At 49.3% G+C, this 15,200-nt stretch carries 17 protein-coding genes, 1 CRISPR repeat array and 1 other annotated feature; of the genes, 8 read left to right on the top strand and 9 right to left on the bottom strand.

The features are described 5' to 3' along the window. The first annotated feature begins 87 nt into the window (after positions 1 to 87). A complete protein-coding gene (uraA, locus tag OIM03_01445) occupies positions 88 to 1,353 on the top strand; it encodes a uracil permease (GenBank protein ID HJI72943.1) in 1,266 nt (421 codons plus the stop codon). Between the two features lie 710 nt (positions 1,354 to 2,063). Here uraA and OIM03_01440 read toward each other — a convergent pair. The 3 genes from OIM03_01440 to OIM03_01430 form a co-directional block, all read right to left on the bottom strand. Further along, a complete protein-coding gene (locus OIM03_01440; GenBank protein ID HJI72942.1) occupies positions 2,064 to 2,624 on the bottom strand; it encodes a helix-turn-helix domain-containing protein in 561 nt (186 codons plus the stop codon). 95 nt (positions 2,625 to 2,719) lie between these two features. After that, positions 2,720 to 2,992 carry a hypothetical protein gene (locus OIM03_01435; GenBank protein ID HJI72941.1) on the bottom strand — a complete coding sequence of 91 codons (273 nt, stop codon included), beginning with the start codon at positions 2,990 to 2,992 and terminating at the stop codon, positions 2,720 to 2,722. A gap of 91 nt (positions 2,993 to 3,083) precedes the next feature. Further along, complete coding sequence (locus tag OIM03_01430; GenBank protein ID HJI72940.1) at positions 3,084 to 3,365, bottom strand: hypothetical protein; 282 nt, start codon at positions 3,363 to 3,365, stop codon at positions 3,084 to 3,086. A gap of 181 nt (positions 3,366 to 3,546) precedes the next feature. Here OIM03_01430 and OIM03_01425 point away from each other — a divergent pair, with 181 nt between their 5' ends. From OIM03_01425 to OIM03_01410, 4 genes are read left to right on the top strand one after another with little or no spacing between them, the layout of a single operon-like run. After that, positions 3,547 to 3,921 (top strand): TM2 domain-containing protein, encoded by a 375-nt coding sequence (locus OIM03_01425; protein HJI72939.1) that lies wholly within the window; start codon positions 3,547 to 3,549, stop codon positions 3,919 to 3,921. Between the two features lie 12 nt (positions 3,922 to 3,933). Continuing rightward, positions 3,934 to 4,119 (top strand): hypothetical protein, encoded by a 186-nt coding sequence (locus OIM03_01420; GenBank protein HJI72938.1) that lies wholly within the window; start codon positions 3,934 to 3,936, stop codon positions 4,117 to 4,119. Between the two features lie 10 nt (positions 4,120 to 4,129). After that, positions 4,130 to 4,453, top strand: a complete 324-nt coding sequence (locus tag OIM03_01415; protein ID HJI72937.1) for a TM2 domain-containing protein — start codon at positions 4,130 to 4,132, stop codon at positions 4,451 to 4,453. A gap of 19 nt (positions 4,454 to 4,472) precedes the next feature. Continuing rightward, positions 4,473 to 4,841 carry a TM2 domain-containing protein gene (locus OIM03_01410; protein ID HJI72936.1) on the top strand — a complete coding sequence of 123 codons (369 nt, stop codon included), beginning with the start codon at positions 4,473 to 4,475 and terminating at the stop codon, positions 4,839 to 4,841. A gap of 724 nt (positions 4,842 to 5,565) precedes the next feature. Here the strand turns inward: OIM03_01410 and deoC are convergent. Next, a complete protein-coding gene (gene deoC / locus OIM03_01405; protein HJI72935.1) occupies positions 5,566 to 6,222 on the bottom strand; it encodes a deoxyribose-phosphate aldolase in 657 nt (218 codons plus the stop codon). Between the two features lie 158 nt (positions 6,223 to 6,380). On the opposite strand from deoC, the gene OIM03_01400 reads away from it, so the two are divergent. Next, positions 6,381 to 7,457 (top strand): LD-carboxypeptidase, encoded by a 1,077-nt coding sequence (locus tag OIM03_01400; protein HJI72934.1) that lies wholly within the window; start codon positions 6,381 to 6,383, stop codon positions 7,455 to 7,457. A 12-nt stretch (positions 7,458 to 7,469) separates the two neighbouring features. Next, entirely contained in the window at positions 7,470 to 7,805 is a 336-nt protein-coding gene (locus OIM03_01395) for a hypothetical protein (GenBank protein HJI72933.1), read from the top strand. Positions 7,806 to 8,169: 364 nt separating this feature from the next. Further along, positions 8,170 to 8,496: a CRISPR direct-repeat array (repeat unit 28 nt; unit sequence GTTCACTGCCGCATAGGCAGCTTAGAAA). A gap of 430 nt (positions 8,497 to 8,926) precedes the next feature. Here OIM03_01395 and OIM03_01390 read toward each other — a convergent pair. Further along, positions 8,927 to 9,154 carry a hypothetical protein gene (locus tag OIM03_01390; GenBank protein ID HJI72932.1) on the bottom strand — a complete coding sequence of 76 codons (228 nt, stop codon included), beginning with the start codon at positions 9,152 to 9,154 and terminating at the stop codon, positions 8,927 to 8,929. A 186-nt stretch (positions 9,155 to 9,340) separates the two neighbouring features. Next, the gene (locus OIM03_01385) at positions 9,341 to 10,318 is read right to left on the bottom strand and encodes a metallophosphoesterase (protein HJI72931.1); all 978 of its coding nucleotides are present in this window, start codon (positions 10,316 to 10,318) and stop codon (positions 9,341 to 9,343) included. A 238-nt stretch (positions 10,319 to 10,556) separates the two neighbouring features. After that, positions 10,557 to 10,823: a binding site (T-box leader), on the top strand. A gap of 46 nt (positions 10,824 to 10,869) precedes the next feature. Between OIM03_01385 and OIM03_01380 the strand changes: the two genes are divergently transcribed. Then, positions 10,870 to 12,306, top strand: coding sequence for a sodium:solute symporter family protein (locus tag OIM03_01380; protein ID HJI72930.1), 1,437 nt, complete (start codon positions 10,870 to 10,872; stop codon positions 12,304 to 12,306). Between the two features lie 178 nt (positions 12,307 to 12,484). On the opposite strand, the gene OIM03_01375 is transcribed toward OIM03_01380, so the two are convergent. From OIM03_01375 to OIM03_01365, 3 genes are read right to left on the bottom strand one after another with little or no spacing between them, the layout of a single operon-like run. Further along, the gene (locus OIM03_01375; GenBank protein ID HJI72929.1) at positions 12,485 to 13,327 is read right to left on the bottom strand and encodes an IS3 family transposase; all 843 of its coding nucleotides are present in this window, start codon (positions 13,325 to 13,327) and stop codon (positions 12,485 to 12,487) included. A gap of 29 nt (positions 13,328 to 13,356) precedes the next feature. Further along, positions 13,357 to 14,055 (bottom strand): helix-turn-helix domain-containing protein, encoded by a 699-nt coding sequence (locus tag OIM03_01370; protein ID HJI72928.1) that lies wholly within the window; start codon positions 14,053 to 14,055, stop codon positions 13,357 to 13,359. A 22-nt stretch (positions 14,056 to 14,077) separates the two neighbouring features. Further along, entirely contained in the window at positions 14,078 to 15,133 is a 1,056-nt protein-coding gene (locus OIM03_01365; protein HJI72927.1) for a tyrosine-type recombinase/integrase, read from the bottom strand. Between the last annotated feature and the right edge of the window lie 67 nt (positions 15,134 to 15,200).

Genomic DNA, 15,200 nt, shown 5'->3' with positions numbered 1-15,200 from the left:
GCTTAGAAAACACGGAAGGAGGCTCTTCAGATCACACTGAAGGCCTCCTTTTTTCTGAGCCAGTATTCCTGACGGAGGGATCTATTCATGGAAAAACACATCATAGAAGTAGATGAGAGGCTGCCTCTGCTTCCTACCATTCCACTCAGCCTGCAGCACCTATTTGCCATGTTCGGTTCGACCGTCCTCGTCCCGTTCCTCTTGAACGTCGACCCCGCGACCTGCCTTTTCATGAACGGCATCGGCACACTGATTTACCTCACCATCTGCAAATGGAGACTTCCGGCCTACCTCGGCTCCTCCTTCGCTTTCATCTCGCCAGTCCTCGCCGTCACCTCGACCGCAGGCATGTCATACGCAGACGCGCAGGGAGGCTTCATCGCCTTCGGCCTGTGCTTCATGCTCCTCGCCTTCATCGTCAAGAAAGCAGGCGTCGAATGGATAGACGTCCTCTTCCCTCCGGCAGCCATGGGCTCCATCGTAGCCATCATCGGCCTTGAACTCGCCCCGCTTGCCATGAGCATGTCAGGCTTCATCGGAGACCCCCAGGGCATGAGCTCCTCGACTGCCATCATCATTTCCATGTTCACCCTGATCGTCACCATCCTCGCCACCGTCCTTGGCCGCGGATTCATCGCCATCATCCCGATCCTGATCGGCGTCATCGCCGGCTACCTCCTCTCCATTGCCATGGGCGTCGTTGACTTCACCCACATCGAAGAAGTCGCATGGTTCGCACCGCCGACCTTCTATGCACCGGCCTTCAACTTCTCCGCCATCATGATGATCCTCCCGGCCATCTTCGTCGTATTCGCCGAACACCTGGGCCACCTCTTCGTCACCAGCGACATCGTAGGCCGCGACCTCATCAAAGACCCGGGCCTCCACAGATCCCTCTTCGCAGACGGCCTCTCCAACATGATCTCCGGCTTCGTCGGCTCCACCCCGAACACCACCTACGGTGAAAACATGGGCGTCATGGCCATGACCGGCGTCTACAGCACCTGGGTCATCGGAGGCGCAGCCGTCTTCGCCATCATCTTCTCCTTCATCGGAAAAATAGCAGCCATCATCCACGCCATCCCCACCCCCGTCATGGGCGGCGTCTGCATCCTCCTCTTCGGCTTCATCGCAGCATCCGGCATCCGCATGCTCATCGAAAAGAAAGTCGACTACACCAAATCCAGAAACCTCATCCTGACAGCAGTCACCATGATCAGCGGCCTCTCCGGCGCCACCGTAGGCATCGGCCCCATCCAGCTCAAAGGCATGGGCCTCGCCACCGTAGTAGCCATGATCGTCTCCCTCTGCTTCCTCTTCTTCGACAAAACACACATGTCCAACGAAAACTAACCCGTCATCCGCCAGACCCCTTGTGATATAATTAAATAGACATCGTGATTGACCGGGAGAGCCCCTTTGCTGCCAAGCAGAGGGGTTTTCTCGTGGGGGAAATGGGCAAGCGCAGCGAGTACTCGCCTTCCCAGACGGGGAAGGTGCCCGGCCTCAATACTGATGCCGGACGGATAGGGTTGATTATTCATCGGTCTTTAAAATCTAAAAAGGTTCCCTCGAGCGCAGCTCGGTTGTATGGTTTTCTCATTTCCCGCGAACGAAGTTCGGTTTAAGGGTGTTTGACCTTGCCTCGTAGAGGAAGGTGGCGGCGGAGCCGACGGATGAAGTTCATTTCCCTCAAGGCGAAGCCTTGGTTGTAAGGTTTTCCCTCAGCCGCAGGCTGGTTTAAAGGTGTTGACCTTCCCAGACGGGGAAGGTGTCCGGCCCAATTACTGATGCCGGACGGATAGGGTTGATTATTCATCGGTCTTTAAAATCTAAAAAGGTTCCACGAGCGCAGCGAGGTTTTATGGTGTTTTATCGAGCAAAGCGAGGTTTAAGGGTGTTAACCTTGCTCCGAAGGAGAAGGTCCGGTCGGAGACCGGGAATACAGTAGTTCCCCGCGATTCCATCGCGGTTGTAAGGTTTTTCGAGCCCCGCTCGGTCGTCCGCTTTTCCCTTACAAAAAAGGCCGCTGCTAAAAAGCAGTGACCTTCAGCTATTTCCCATCATTTCAATTTATCCAAAAGCCTTCCGAAAAAGCCCTTTTCCTCTTTCGGATACGCTCGATCTAAATGTTCTTTCCAAACTTTCTTTGCTTTTTCTCTCCGTTCTCCGATAATGGGTTCCAGTAAAATTTCAAACTCCAAAGCATCAAGCTCTTCAGTATCTCTCAATTCATGTTTCACATCCGAATCCCATGGCTCGAATTTCATTCTTACTCTTCCTGTATGTCTGTCTACTGCATAAGGACCTCCCCCATATGTCTTAGGGAAAAATAAAATTTCGTCTTCCAATTCCTCATAATATGGAATTGATAATAACATGCAAACAGAATTCGACAGTCTCACAAGCATAAGCGCAGTTGAAGCATCGATAAGCGGCATAGGTCCAAACAAGCGCTCCATTCCTTGTTTCGTTACAAACCACATACAGCGAATCCACTCGCATTCACTCCTATCAAAATGCAGAGGCTTGAGTGGACTGCCTTTTATACACTGCATCAAAGTCTTATAATTTACTTTCCAGATAACAGACGCTTCCTCCACTAGCATAACACCATTTAACATTTTTCTTACCTCCTCTCTTCTGATTTACTGATTTACGCATTTTGGATTTCAAAATCAAATTCTATAAGGCCTCTCACCTTATCTCCTAAATCCCCTCATCCATACAGTACTTCTATTTCATGCTCAGCTTCAAAAATAGTTTCTCCGTCAAAAACCTGTGCCTTTTCAAAGGCAGCGACACATTCGTCCCTGGATGCAGACGTCATCGTAAACAGCATCGAATCAGTATCAATATTACACAACTCCAATGTATACTGATCCCCCGTGAGATATCCGGAAATCATGTACCGTTCTCCCCTGAACATGAACTCCATCTCAGGATTATAGGCCAAATCATCCATAAATTCTGTAAAAGTCTTTCCGGTCATTTCTTGATTCTCCTATAATATCCAGCTTCCGCCATCTATTCCTCTTCGCCATCACTTCTCCGGCTTTTTAGCCACATCCCACGGTTCTGCCTCAAGAATCAATCCATTCAATATCCTGTTCTACTTCCAAAATAGTCTTTCCATCAAATATAGGAGCCTTCAGAAGATCCTGCACGCCTTCATCGATCGTCGCGCCGTCATGATTCCAGAGATCATTGTCATCTGGAGGATTGCATGCATACAGTTCCATATGGACCGTATGATCATCCGGCATATAACCCTGATACCAGTATGTTACGCCCTTGTAGATAAATGCTGTGTCCTGGCAGGTATAAAGATACTCAACGAAATCCTCCACCGTTCCGCCCTTCATAGGTTTCACCCCTTTAAAATACGTATTTTATATTTCCGCTCTAAAAATTCTCTTACCATTATTATATAACAGAACCCGCACCTATACAGGAAATAGAAAGGTGTCCCTCCCCCCTCCCTTTCTCTATTTCGAAATTTCATGATACAATATAAGAAAGAAGTTCTGTAAGGGAGGCGGGAGCATGCAGCAAGATACCGGAATCGATCCGGACAGCCTGAGAGTGCTGTCCATGTTATCCGAAAAACAGCGCGACTGCGCATTGACACTTTATGCGAACCGGGAGAAAAAGAAGTCCCTCGCCTACGTCTTCTGGATCACTGGCGCCGTCTACTACTTCTACCTCGACCGCCCCGCGCGGAATACCGTCCTCTGGATCCTCTGGTTCGTCATCGTCGGCTTCGTCTGGTGGATCGTCGACCTCTTCCACATCGGACGCATGGTCGAAGAGAGGAACAAAGAAGTCATCGAAGAATGCATGCGTGAAGCCGTCCGCATCTACCCCGACCCCGTAAGCATGAGCCCGGAGAACGTCGTTACCATAGACAACGAAGTCTAAAGGAGAATTACCATGGACTTAACAGAAGAAATCGCAAAAATGAATTTCTATAAAACCTTCGAACCATACATCGACCCATCCGTCACCATGGAACAGCGGATGAAAGGCGACATCACGCTCATAGAAGGCGCTCCCGAAGAAGCCAAACAGGCCCTCGCCAAATGGATCGCCATGAAAATGAAGAGCCGACTCTTCTAAAGGAGAAACTATGACGAGAGGAAACATCCTGACCGAAGAAGAAATAGCGCGCCTCGCCGCCCTCCCCGAGAAACAAAGGGACTACGCCGTGAAGATTTATGCTGCCCGCGAAAAGAAAAAATCCACCGCCTACATCCTCTGGCTCTTCTTCGCCCTCTACTACTTCTACCTCGGCCATCCCGTGAAAAACATCATCTTCTGGCTCCTCTGGAGCTGCCTCATAGGAGAAATCTGGTGGCTCATCGACCTCTTCCGCATCTCCGACATGGTCGACGAGACCAACGAAGAAATCCTCGGAACATGCATCGAAGAAGCCAAAGCCCTCTATCCATAGCCCAAAGAAAGGACCCGCCATGAGCAAAGAAACCATCAGCGAACAGGGCATAGCCCTCCTGAACGTCCTCACACCCAAACAAAAAGAATACGCCCTCACCCTCTACTCCGGCAGAGAAAAGACGAAATCCACAGCCTACATCCTCTGGATCGTCTTCGCCGTCTACTACTTCTACCTAGGCCACCCCGTCAAGAACATCCTCCTCTGGATCCTCTGGCCCCTCGGCATAGGCGCCGTCTGGTGGTTCATCGACCTCTTCCGCATCTCCGGCATGGTCGACAGAAGAAACCAGGAAATCCTCACCCAGTGCATAGTAGAAGCCCAGCAACTCTTCCCCGGCGTCACAGGCACCGTAGACATCCAGGTCATCAAAAAACCACAAGAATAAACAAACGGAGTCATGAAATGTCCATCATCCCATGACTCCGTTTTTGAGTGGGGAGAATCATACAACCGCAATTCCTCGAGCGAAGCGAAATTTAGCTGTCCCCGTTAGGGGAAAGTGGCGCGCATGCGCCGAAAGGGGTTCATCTCCACGAGCAAAATGAGGTTTTATTGTTTTCCTCAAGGCGTAGCCTTGATTTAAGGGTGTTTGACCTTGCCTCGTAGAGGAAGGTGGCGCGCATACGCCGAATGAAGTTCATCTCCCTCGGACGAAGTCCGGTTGGATGGTGTTTTTCAGCCGAAGGCTGGTTTAAGGGTGTTGACCTTGCGCCGAAGGAGAAGGTCCGGTCGGAGACCGGGAATACAGTAGTTCCTGGGCCGTAGGCCGGTTTTAACCTTGCTCCGGAAGGAGAAGGTGGGAAATTTTTGCATTTTAAAATTTCTCGGATGAGTTGCATTTCTTCGAGCGAAGCGAGGTCGACTTGTTTTCCAACGAACGAAGTTCGGTTTAAGGGTGTCAGAGCTCGCCCCGTAGGGGGAGCTGGCGCGCATGCGTCTGAGGGGGTTCATTTCCCAGGCTGCAAGCCGGCTGTATGGTTTTTCATGTTTTACTTTTCCCTCGAGCGTTAGCGAGGTCGTACGGTTTTAATTTAATTCTCCACTCAAAAAAGGACTCAATTCGAGTCCTTTTTTAGTGTTTCTGTTTCGGTTTTTGTTTTTCCCTCTTCTTACATTCCTTTTTCCTTCAGGTACGCCTTCACCGCGCCGCTGGCGCCGATGCGGTCGCATCCGGCAGCGAGGAAGTTTTCCATTTCCTTCTTCGTATGGATCCCACCTGCCGCTTTGATCTTCACATTCTTTCCAATGTGCTTCTTGAAGAGAGCAATATCCGAAAGGTCCGCGCCCTTTGTCGAGAACCCGGTCGATGTCTTGATATAATCCGCCCCGCCCTTTGTGACGCATTCGCACGCAAGGATCTTTTCTTCCTCCGTCAGGAGGCAGGTCTCGATAATGACCTTCAGCACATGATCCCCGATCGCCTCTTTGACCGCTGCGATTTCGTCCGTGACGTACTCCGCGTTCCCGTCCTTCAGCGCACCGATGTGGAGGACGATATCGATTTCATCCGCCCCGTCAAGGACCGCCTGTCTGGATTCGAAAACCTTCGCCGCCTTCGACATATTCCCCAGCGGGAACCCTGCGACAGCACAGATTCGGAGTCCCGGATGACGCTCCCTGATTCCCTTCACATACGACGACGGCACACAGACAGACGCCGTATGATACATCTCCGCTTCCTCGCAGAGCTTCTCGATTTCCCCCTTCGTCGCCGTGGCCGCAAGGAGTGTATGGTCTACATGAGGCAGTATTTCTTCAAATGTCATGATGGCTCCTTATAATATGAAAATAGCATTTGTATGCTGATGAATTCTTTCTTATAGTATACATGAAATGAAATTTCTCTGCTCATGCATAAAAGCAGTCCTTTCCGTGCTATACTGTATAATGCTTCTAGTGAACTCAGAAACAGAAAGGTCTTAAAATGATTTCTTTTCTAAAGAAACACAGAAAATATATAGCGGCAGCGGCGGCTTTGATGATATTGTCGCTGCCTGCGCTTTACTCTTCCGTCATGCCGACTGTCGCTTCCCACCTCTCGCCGGCAGGGGACGCAGCTGTCCCGCGTGAGAAGCCGTCTGCGCTGAAGCCGGGTGATACGATCGGTATCGTTGCGCCCGGAACGCATGGCGGGATGACAGACTATAACCAGGCCATCCATTTCCTGGAAGAAATGGGATACAAAGTCAAGCTCGCGCCCTCGGTCACTGCCGACTATGGCTACCTCGCGGGGAGCGATGAAGAGCGAGCCGCAGATATCAATAACTTCTTCAAAGACGACTCCGTGAAAGCCATCGTCTGCCTCCGGGGCGGCTATGGCTCGGCCCGTCTTCTCTCACTTCTCGATTATTCCATGATTGAAAAACATCCGAAACTTTTCGTGGGATTCTCTGATGTGACAGCGCTCCATGCCGCCCTCGGCGAAAAGAGCCATCTTGTCACCATCCACGGCCCCATGCTCAGCAATTTTAAAGGAGAAAACTTTACACCCTTCACGCTCTACAATTTTGAAAACGGTTTAACCGGAAGCCTGCCGACTGGGGAAATCCGTATGCCGCAAGGCACATCGCTCAAGACTGTCGTGCCAGGCAAAGCAAGTGGACGTCTCATTGGCGGGAATCTGACCGTCGTCGTCTCTCTCTGCGGAACGCCCTATGAGCTGAACGGCAAAGGCGACATCCTCGTACTTGAAGATACAGGCGAAGACCCCTACCGCATCGACCGCCTGATGCAGCAGCTCTGGCAGAACGGACTTCTGAAGAGAGTTTCTGCTATCGCATTCGGCGACTTCTACAGCCCAACCCCTAAGGATGGCGAATTTTCGACCGCCCAGGTTCTGGACTACTATGCCAAACTATCCGGGAAACCTGTCATCCGCGGCCTCCCTATTGGTCACGGCGCAAACAATCTCTTCCTTCCATTAGGAGTTAAAGCAACGATAGATGCAAAGGGAGACGGCAGTGCGGCACTGTCTATCGATGAGAATTATTTGAAACAATGAAAGTGAGAAATTATGAAACTGAAATTCCCCCTTCGCTACTACAGCTTCACAACAGTTCCGAAAGAATTCACACCCAAATCCAATCTCCCTGACGGCGGCTCTGTAGAACCTGGCGAAATTCTTGCTGATATTTCATCAGCGCCGGCACAAGTTTCAGCACTAACACCGTATCTTTTCGTTCTCTTCGAAACAGAAAACGGTGCGGCTTCATGGCAGTATTTAGATCTCGCGGGCGAAACAAAAAGAATCCATTTCACAAACGAAGAAAGTTACGTCACATGCGAAAAAGTGACATTCGAAAACGGAGCCTACATGTACAGACTGGACGAAGTGTACCTGAAAAGATAAAGAAGAAAAGTTGATTATTTCTCCACGAGCCCAGCGAGGTTTAAGGGTGTTGACCTTCCCAGACGGGGAAGGTGGCCTATATAAGTTCAAAACAAATTTGCTTTGGATTTTTTTATTTCACATCGCAGAGCTGCCCCCACGGGGGAAGTGGCGCCGTTAGGCGACGAAAGAGGTGCAGTTTCTAAAAAGGCCGGACGGATAGGGTTGATTATTCATTGGTTTTTAAAATATAAAAAGGTTCTACGAGCGGAGCGAAGTTGTATGGTTTTCCAATTCGCGCTCGTCGCTTAAAAGCTAAAAAAGGTTTTGCAGCGCATAAAGTGGAATGATAAGATAATAACAAATAAGAGCACATTGCTTTACAGTTCACTGCCGCATAGGCAGCTTAGAAACACGTACCGCCGAGAAATGTGCTTGGGTTCGTATTCACTGCCGCATAGGCAGCTTAGAAATTTTGAAAAGAGTTTCTGCTATCGCATTCGGCGTTCACTGCCGCATAGGCAGCTTAGAAAATAACTCGATGTAGGTACACGTTCGTGTGGGGTTTACTGCCGCATAGGCAGCTTAGAAATGCATGACAGGGACGGTGGTCGTGCCAGTGCCGTTCACTGCCGCATAGGCAGCTTAGAAATCATTAACCCGATTGTATACATCAGACCATATGTTCACTGCCGCGTAGGCAGATCTATGAGAAAGAACCGCACAGCCGGCTTGCAGCCTGGGAGATGCACCCCTTTCGGCGCATGCGCGCCACTTTCCCCTAACGGGGACAGCTTTTACCACTAAGGCACTCAACTATTCCGTCACTTTCGATATTAATGATATGAGAGGAAACTGTTTCGGCATTTTTTGGCGTCCCCGTTAGGGGAAGCTGTCGAACCTTTAACACTGATGTTCGACTGAAGGGGTGTATTATTCATTGTGCTTTAAAACATAAAAAGGTTCCTCGAACGGAGCGAGGTTTTTATGGTTTTCAAATGCTGAAAAATCGTTAAAGACGCAAGAAAGACTGACATTGAAGTGTCTATTCAAAGTCAGTCTTTTTATATATTAACTATAAGCGAAATGCCAGATCGATTAGGTAAATCTAACCCAGGAAATTGCTAAAGAGTCGGAAGATATCAAATAGTAGTTAAAAGTACACTTATCAAGGCGAAAGGTATTAAAAATAAGTATTTCCAAGATAAGTGATCTTCTTTAAATGAAGCAAACATAGTAAAAAGAAACGCAGCAATTGGTGGGAAAAGGGCAAAGAACAAAACCAGGAACGGATACATAGCGTCGCTAACAAATTGGACAGCAATCAAATATGCTGCAATCCAAGCAAGAGCAAAGTAAACAATAAACATCCCACTCACCTCTTTTTTAAAGACCAGAACGTCCCTTTATCTTTATTATAGGTTTAAAAATTCAATATAACAATAAAATAACTCTATCCCCAAAGAGGCAGACAGCCTATGATATATCGTTAAAACCAAAAAGGAGCCGTAGCAAAATGATTGCACATTTTGTCACAGATCCTTTTTTGTTTTCCTTTATCTATCGATCTGCACTGTTCTCGTCAAATTATCGAGTGTCTCGTGTTTGTCCATGTCGTAGGTTTTGATGACGATTTTGTCTTTGTAGAGGTAGAGGGAGTTGGTCCAGATGGTCTTACCGTCCCAGGTGGGGTTGTAGACATCGAGGATTTTTCCGTGGTAGTAGTTGATGTCGTTATCGAAGGAGGGCTGGGTCGGCGGGGTGTGGGTGTGGCCAGAGACCCAGAGTTTGATCTGCGGGTTCAGCATGAGGATCTGGTCGATCTTAGCAGATGGCTGGGCAAAGCTTCTCGGGCTTCCGACTTTGTCGTTATAAGGGATCAGCGTCCCGGTCAGCGGGGCGTGGAAGAAGACGATGGTTGGTTTCTTCTTGTTGGCGTCAAGTGTCTTCTTGAACCAGTCGAGTTCGTCCTTGGACATTTCTGTCGGAAGGTTTCCTGTCACGTCGTCAGTAGAGAGGAAGATGAGGAGGTAGCCCATCATTTCCTTCGTGCTGTGCAGCGGGCCGAAGACCTTCTGATAGTTCTCGAGGTGCTGTTTCTTCACGCTTTCGCTGGCAGAGATGACGTCGCCTTTTTTCGTAAAGACATCACGGTAGAAGATTTCATGGTTGCCTGCCGTGAAGACCTTCGGCTTGTTCAGGTTGTCGGTGAAGGCTTTGACGGTGTTCATTTCGTCCATGTTGCCGGTAAGGGCGACCATGTCACCCGGGAATGCGACGAGGTCTACGTCGTCCCAGCCGTTGATTTCCTGGAGGCACTTCTGCTTGTTGTCGATTTTATACTGGCGGAGTTCCGGATCGTCCGTGCCTGTCTTTGTCGGGTAGTGGAGGTCGGAGATGACGACGATTCTCTCGTAGTCGCGTCCGTCCGGCGCACTGCTTGCGACCTTGCCGCTCGTGGCGGAGCCGGAGCAGCCGGAAAGGGTCATGGCGAGGGCTGCGGCCGCCAGAAAGAGTCCTATTTTCTTATTCAATTTCACCCCTTCTTTCATAATTTTTTACGTACTTTATTTACCCCTATTATACAATTTAAGCTATGATTTAAGAAGACAGGCGCATGCCCGCCCCTCTATTTTATGATTTTATGCGCAGCCCAAAGTGCCTCAAAATTTTTTATGGTGCGGCTTAATCTGTAAGAAATCGGAAAAATTTTCAAAAATCACTTGCGCGTTTTGGAATTTCCTGTATAATACAGACAACATATTTCCAAAGAAAAAGGTATTGACGGAAAAAAGTAGGACTACGGAGCCTCTCAGAGAGCCGGTGGATGGTGAGAACCGGCAGGTGAAGCAGTGTGAAGTTCTTTCCCGAACCGCAGAGCTGAAATTTCAGTAGGTTTTGCCGGAAGCCCCCGTTAGCTGGCGTTCAAGTTGATCCGTATGTGCAGGGTGGTCCCTCGAAATTTTCGAGCCTTGGAACCGCTCCTTTTTTTATTTATACGGGTAAGCAGGGTGGTACCGCGATCTCATCGTCCCTATCTGGGGCGATATTTTCTTTTGGAAATTTTATTTCAAGGAGGCCCGCTATGGAAAACTCACTCATTCAAATCCTCATCATCTGCGCCTACATCGGCGTGCTCTTCCTGATCAGCGCGTATGTGAAGTACCGTTCTTCCGGTTCGGTCGAAAACTACGTGCTCGCGGGAAGAAAGCTGACGACTCCGCTCGTCATGGTTTCCGTGGTCGGCCTGGCTGTCGGCGGCGCGTCTACGATCGGCGTGGCTGAGCAGGCGTACACGAAGGGCCTCTCGGCCGGCTGGTACACCGCCGCCTGGGGCATCGGCGCCATTGTCATGGGCCTCACGGTCGCTAAAAGGTACCGCCGTATGAACATCACGACCGTGCCGGAACTGCTCGAAAGATACTATGGAAGAAACAGCATGATTGCAGGGATTGCCTGCCAGATTCTCGTCCAGCTCGTCATCATGAGCCTCCAGTTCGTCGCTGGCGGCGCCATCCTCTCGGCTCTCCTTCCTGATTTCTTCACGCCCCTGACCGGCATGCTGACAAGCGCCGTCGTCTTCATCGGCATCACCCTGATCGGCGGCATGTGGTCCGCCAGCCAGTCGAACCTCCTGAACGTCACCCTGCAGTACATCGGCATCACCGTCGCTTCCTGGATCATCGTCCAGCTGGCCGGCGGCATGACGAACGTCGCCCTCAAGATGCCCTCCATCCACTCCCTCGACTTCATCAGTGGCGTGGGCGGAATGACCATCACTACCTGGATCGTCGTCCTCATCACCGTGAACCTCTCCCTCCAGGCCATCATCCAGATTTCCCTCGGCGCCAAAGACGTCCGCACCGCGCAGAAAGGCTTCATCATCGGAGGCCTCATCATGCTCCCCGTCGGCTTCCTCTCCGCGCTCCTGGGCGTCATCGCCGCTGAAATGTACCCGAATATCAACGCAGCCACCGCTCTTCCGCGCCTCATCATGACGCTGAACCCATGGATCGCAGGCATCACCCTCGCCTCCCTCTGGGCCGCCGACGTCAGCACCGCCTGCAACCTGCTCCTCTCGGCTGCCACACTCTACTCCCACGACATCCATAAACGCTTCGTCGATCCATCCATGACGGAAAGGAAATACATGAAAATCACCCGCCTCTCCGTCCTCGCCCTGGGCCTTCTGACCCTCGGCTTCGCCCTCACCATCAGCGGCATCATCTCCACCCTCATGGCCGGCCTCTCCCTCATGACCGCCTTCGCCGTCATCGTCCTCATGACCATGTACGCCCCGAGACTCTGCTCCAGAAGCGCCGCCCTCTACACCCTCCTCGCCTCCATCGCCGTCCTCGTCCTCTGGATGCTCGTCCCCGCCGTCCGCATCCTCCCCCACGTCATCTACGCCGAATGGATCGTCTGCTCCCTCACCTTCGGAGGAGTCAGCCTCATAGAAAGAAAACCCATCCGCGACTACGAAACACCAGTAGAAATACCCGCCGCTGCGGAAGAAGCATAAGGAAATAGAAAAGGACCGTGCCAAGTATAATCACAAGGCATGGTCCTTTTTGAGTGGGTGAAGGAAATAGAGAGGGCCGTAGGCCGGTCTTAACCTTGCTCCGAAGGAGAAGGTGGTGCGGATTTGTTAATACAGACAAATAAATATCATAAAAAATCTAATCGTACTTTAATCTTAATCATGCAGCCATTGGAGCTGCGTTGAATACTTCCATTGGAGCTAAAAGATGTAATTTGCGCTGAATGCGTTTGTTGTTGTAGAAGTAGATGTAGCCGTTGATCATGCTTACCACTGCTTTACGGCTGGTGAATTTACGTGTGTAGTAACGTTCGCGCTTCAGCATTCCCCAGAACCCTTCCATCAGACCGTTGTCTGCACAGCAGCCTACACGGGACATGCTGTGAACCAGTCCTGCTTTTTCAACAATCTTATGGAATCCGTTGCTTGTATACTGGAATCCGCGGTCGGTATGAATCATTGGATGTTCTCCAGGATTCTCTTTAAGTGCCTTTTCCATTGTCTCAAAAGCCAGTGCAGTATTGTTCCTGTCGCCGATGACATAAGAGACAATCCGGCGATCATGGCCGTCAATAATCGCGCTTAAATATAACTTGTGCAAAACTCCATCAGCAGTTGTGTACTTGAATTCAGTGACATCCGTCATCCATCTTGCATTGGACACGCCGGCATCAAAGTCACGGTTCAGCAGGTTTTCAAAAATGTACTTTGGATCCTTTGCGTTACGAGTGCAACCATCGGTCTTGTACTTGATCACGGACTTAATATTAAGTATCCGCATGATACGAAGAACCAGACTGTCGCTTACATTTATATTGATGTTGTCATCCTTCTTGATCCAATCGTTAATCCGGCGGTATCCCATATCCGGATATTCCTGATGGGTTTTCATGACCTCCTGTGCGACCTTTTCTCTCAGCAGTTCACGGCCGCTCTTAATATGATTCAGCCATCCGTAATAAGCTGCCCGGGAGACCTTTGAGAGTCGGCAGAGACTTTCTATGGAGATGTTGGTTTCTTCATGGACTTCTTTTATGGCTTTAAAATCTCTGAGAAGGTGAGTAAGGCTGAATCCTTCGAGGAACGCAACCTTTCCTCTATCTCCATCTTTTTTTTTAGCAGGGCAATCTCTGCTATAAGATCCTTCTGTTCTTCAAGAAGTCTGGCATTCTCCTGACGCAGCTGTTCTTCTTCGGTCCGGGGCGTTTGGAGCCTGATCGGCTTTCCTCTGTAATCCTCAAGACCAACTTCGCCCATTTCCTTGAACTTTTTTACCCATGTGTAGAGCGTTTGGTAGGACATGTTGTACTTCTTGGCTATCTTGTTATAATCGCATCCACTGGCGATGCACTCCTGAACGATTCTGACTCGCTCTTCCTTGACCGATTGCTGGCGTTTGCCCATAAGATCTCCTCCTTCAGAAACGAGGTCTGTCAACTTATGCTCATTATACGCCTCAATCCATGTTTTAAGGGAGAGTGTGCCGGAAATTCTGTATTTGGCACAGACGGAAAGCATGGAAACACCGCCTTTAAGATATTCCTTTACGGCCTGGATCTTCATCTGATTGGAGTAGTAAGACAAATGCTGCCTGGGCCGCAATCCCTTAAAGCCCTCCTCTTTATACCGGAGGACCCATTTCCTGAATGTTATGCGGCTCATATGAAGATTTTCAGCTGCCTGGGTAATCGTAACACCCTGATAGAGATATGAAGCAATCTGGTCTAACATTTCCTCCGGGGACGCTTTGGTTTTACATGGCATAAGAATGACCTCCTAATATATTTATGATATTATTCTGTCTTTCTTGTTGAATCATACCAATGTATTTTTGATGAGAAACCTTCACGTTCTTCTGATTGATCATGGCATACTGCATCGTCGTATCAATTTGAGTATGTCCCAGAAGCCTTTGCACCTGCTCGATCGGCATTCCCTTATCAATTGCCCTTGTCGCCAGTGTTCTTCTGAACTTATGCGGATGGACTTTCGGAATTCCAAGTTTTCTTCCTAGTTCTCGAAGGCGGATCTCGACACCGCTGATTTGCAGGCGATTATAAGGTTTAAGCAAAGAGACAAATAAAGCAGGATGGTGATCTGTCCTGGAATCCAAATAATTTTTCAAATGGATTTTCGTCCGTGCATCAAAATAAACAGGCCTTTCCTTGTGCCCTTTCCCGAAGACAATACATTCTCTGTTTTCAAAATCAATATCTTCCCGATTCAGATGAACCAGTTCTCCTACTCTCATCCCAGACGAAGAAAGAAGATCTATGATGGCAAGGTCCCGGAGATTATGACATTCATCCCGCATCCTCTCCAACGCTTCATCCGAATACGTCTCTTTCACGGTTTTATCCACTTTGATTTTATGGATCCTTCTGACAGGATTCTTCAGTATGAAGCTTTCCTCCTCAAGCCAGCTGAAAAAGCTGGAAAGAATCCGCCGTATATTATCTATATTCGATTTCCCGCATTGCCTCTTCTCCCTGTACTGGGATAAGTACTCACGAATATGCTCTGTCTTCATATGCAGCACGGACACCGTCATCTGCTGGAAGAAATTGGAAAGCGTCGCTTCATAGTATCGGATCGTTTTCTCGCTTAAACCCTCGACACGCTTTGCCGACAGGAACTTCATCATCAAAGCTTCATTGCTTTCATCTGGTTTCGGCAGTCTGGAAGATTCATCCTCAATCGTTACCTGATGCATACAATAATCCAGCACATCCTGCAGCCTTTCCAATTGAGCATTATCCAAATAAGGAAGCATCTTTTGCATGATCATTTCAATCAATTCATTTTTCATTGTATCCCGCCTTTTTTAGGCTAAGGATAGCAAAAAAATCCACGTCCCGCCATGAAACCATGGAGAA

Source organism: Veillonellaceae bacterium, assembly GCA_025992895.1.
Classification (GTDB): Bacteria; Bacillota; Negativicutes; order Veillonellales; family Dialisteraceae; genus Dialister.
The sequence above is the reverse complement of the archived record's forward strand: the minus strand, read 5'-3'. Positions and strand labels throughout refer to the sequence as shown.

What these genes read in the sequence shown, in the direction of transcription:
- OIM03_01430 (HJI72940.1), bottom strand. Translation starts at nt 3,365, where the DNA reads ATGAAGGGCGGAACGGTGGAGGATTTCGTTGAGTATCTTTATACCTGC.
- OIM03_01365 (HJI72927.1), bottom strand. Translation starts at nt 15,133, where the DNA reads ATGAAAAATGAATTGATTGAAATGATCATGCAAAAGATGCTTCCTTAT.
- OIM03_01415 (HJI72937.1), top strand. Translation starts at nt 4,130, where the DNA reads ATGACGAGAGGAAACATCCTGACCGAAGAAGAAATAGCGCGCCTCGCC.
- OIM03_01390 (HJI72932.1), bottom strand. Translation starts at nt 9,154, where the DNA reads ATGTTTATTGTTTACTTTGCTCTTGCTTGGATTGCAGCATATTTGATT.
- OIM03_01395 (HJI72933.1), top strand. Translation starts at nt 7,470, where the DNA reads ATGAAACTGAAATTCCCCCTTCGCTACTACAGCTTCACAACAGTTCCG.
- OIM03_01400 (HJI72934.1), top strand. Translation starts at nt 6,381, where the DNA reads ATGATTTCTTTTCTAAAGAAACACAGAAAATATATAGCGGCAGCGGCG.
- OIM03_01435 (HJI72941.1), bottom strand. Translation starts at nt 2,992, where the DNA reads ATGACCGGAAAGACTTTTACAGAATTTATGGATGATTTGGCCTATAAT.
- OIM03_01425 (HJI72939.1), top strand. Translation starts at nt 3,547, where the DNA reads ATGCAGCAAGATACCGGAATCGATCCGGACAGCCTGAGAGTGCTGTCC.
- uraA (HJI72943.1), top strand. Translation starts at nt 88, where the DNA reads ATGGAAAAACACATCATAGAAGTAGATGAGAGGCTGCCTCTGCTTCCT.
- OIM03_01380 (HJI72930.1), top strand. Translation starts at nt 10,870, where the DNA reads ATGGAAAACTCACTCATTCAAATCCTCATCATCTGCGCCTACATCGGC.
- OIM03_01440 (HJI72942.1), bottom strand. Translation starts at nt 2,624, where the DNA reads ATGTTAAATGGTGTTATGCTAGTGGAGGAAGCGTCTGTTATCTGGAAA.
- OIM03_01370 (HJI72928.1), bottom strand. Translation starts at nt 14,055, where the DNA reads ATGTTAGACCAGATTGCTTCATATCTCTATCAGGGTGTTACGATTACC.
- OIM03_01420 (HJI72938.1), top strand. Translation starts at nt 3,934, where the DNA reads ATGGACTTAACAGAAGAAATCGCAAAAATGAATTTCTATAAAACCTTC.
- OIM03_01410 (HJI72936.1), top strand. Translation starts at nt 4,473, where the DNA reads ATGAGCAAAGAAACCATCAGCGAACAGGGCATAGCCCTCCTGAACGTC.
- deoC (HJI72935.1), bottom strand. Translation starts at nt 6,222, where the DNA reads ATGACATTTGAAGAAATACTGCCTCATGTAGACCATACACTCCTTGCG.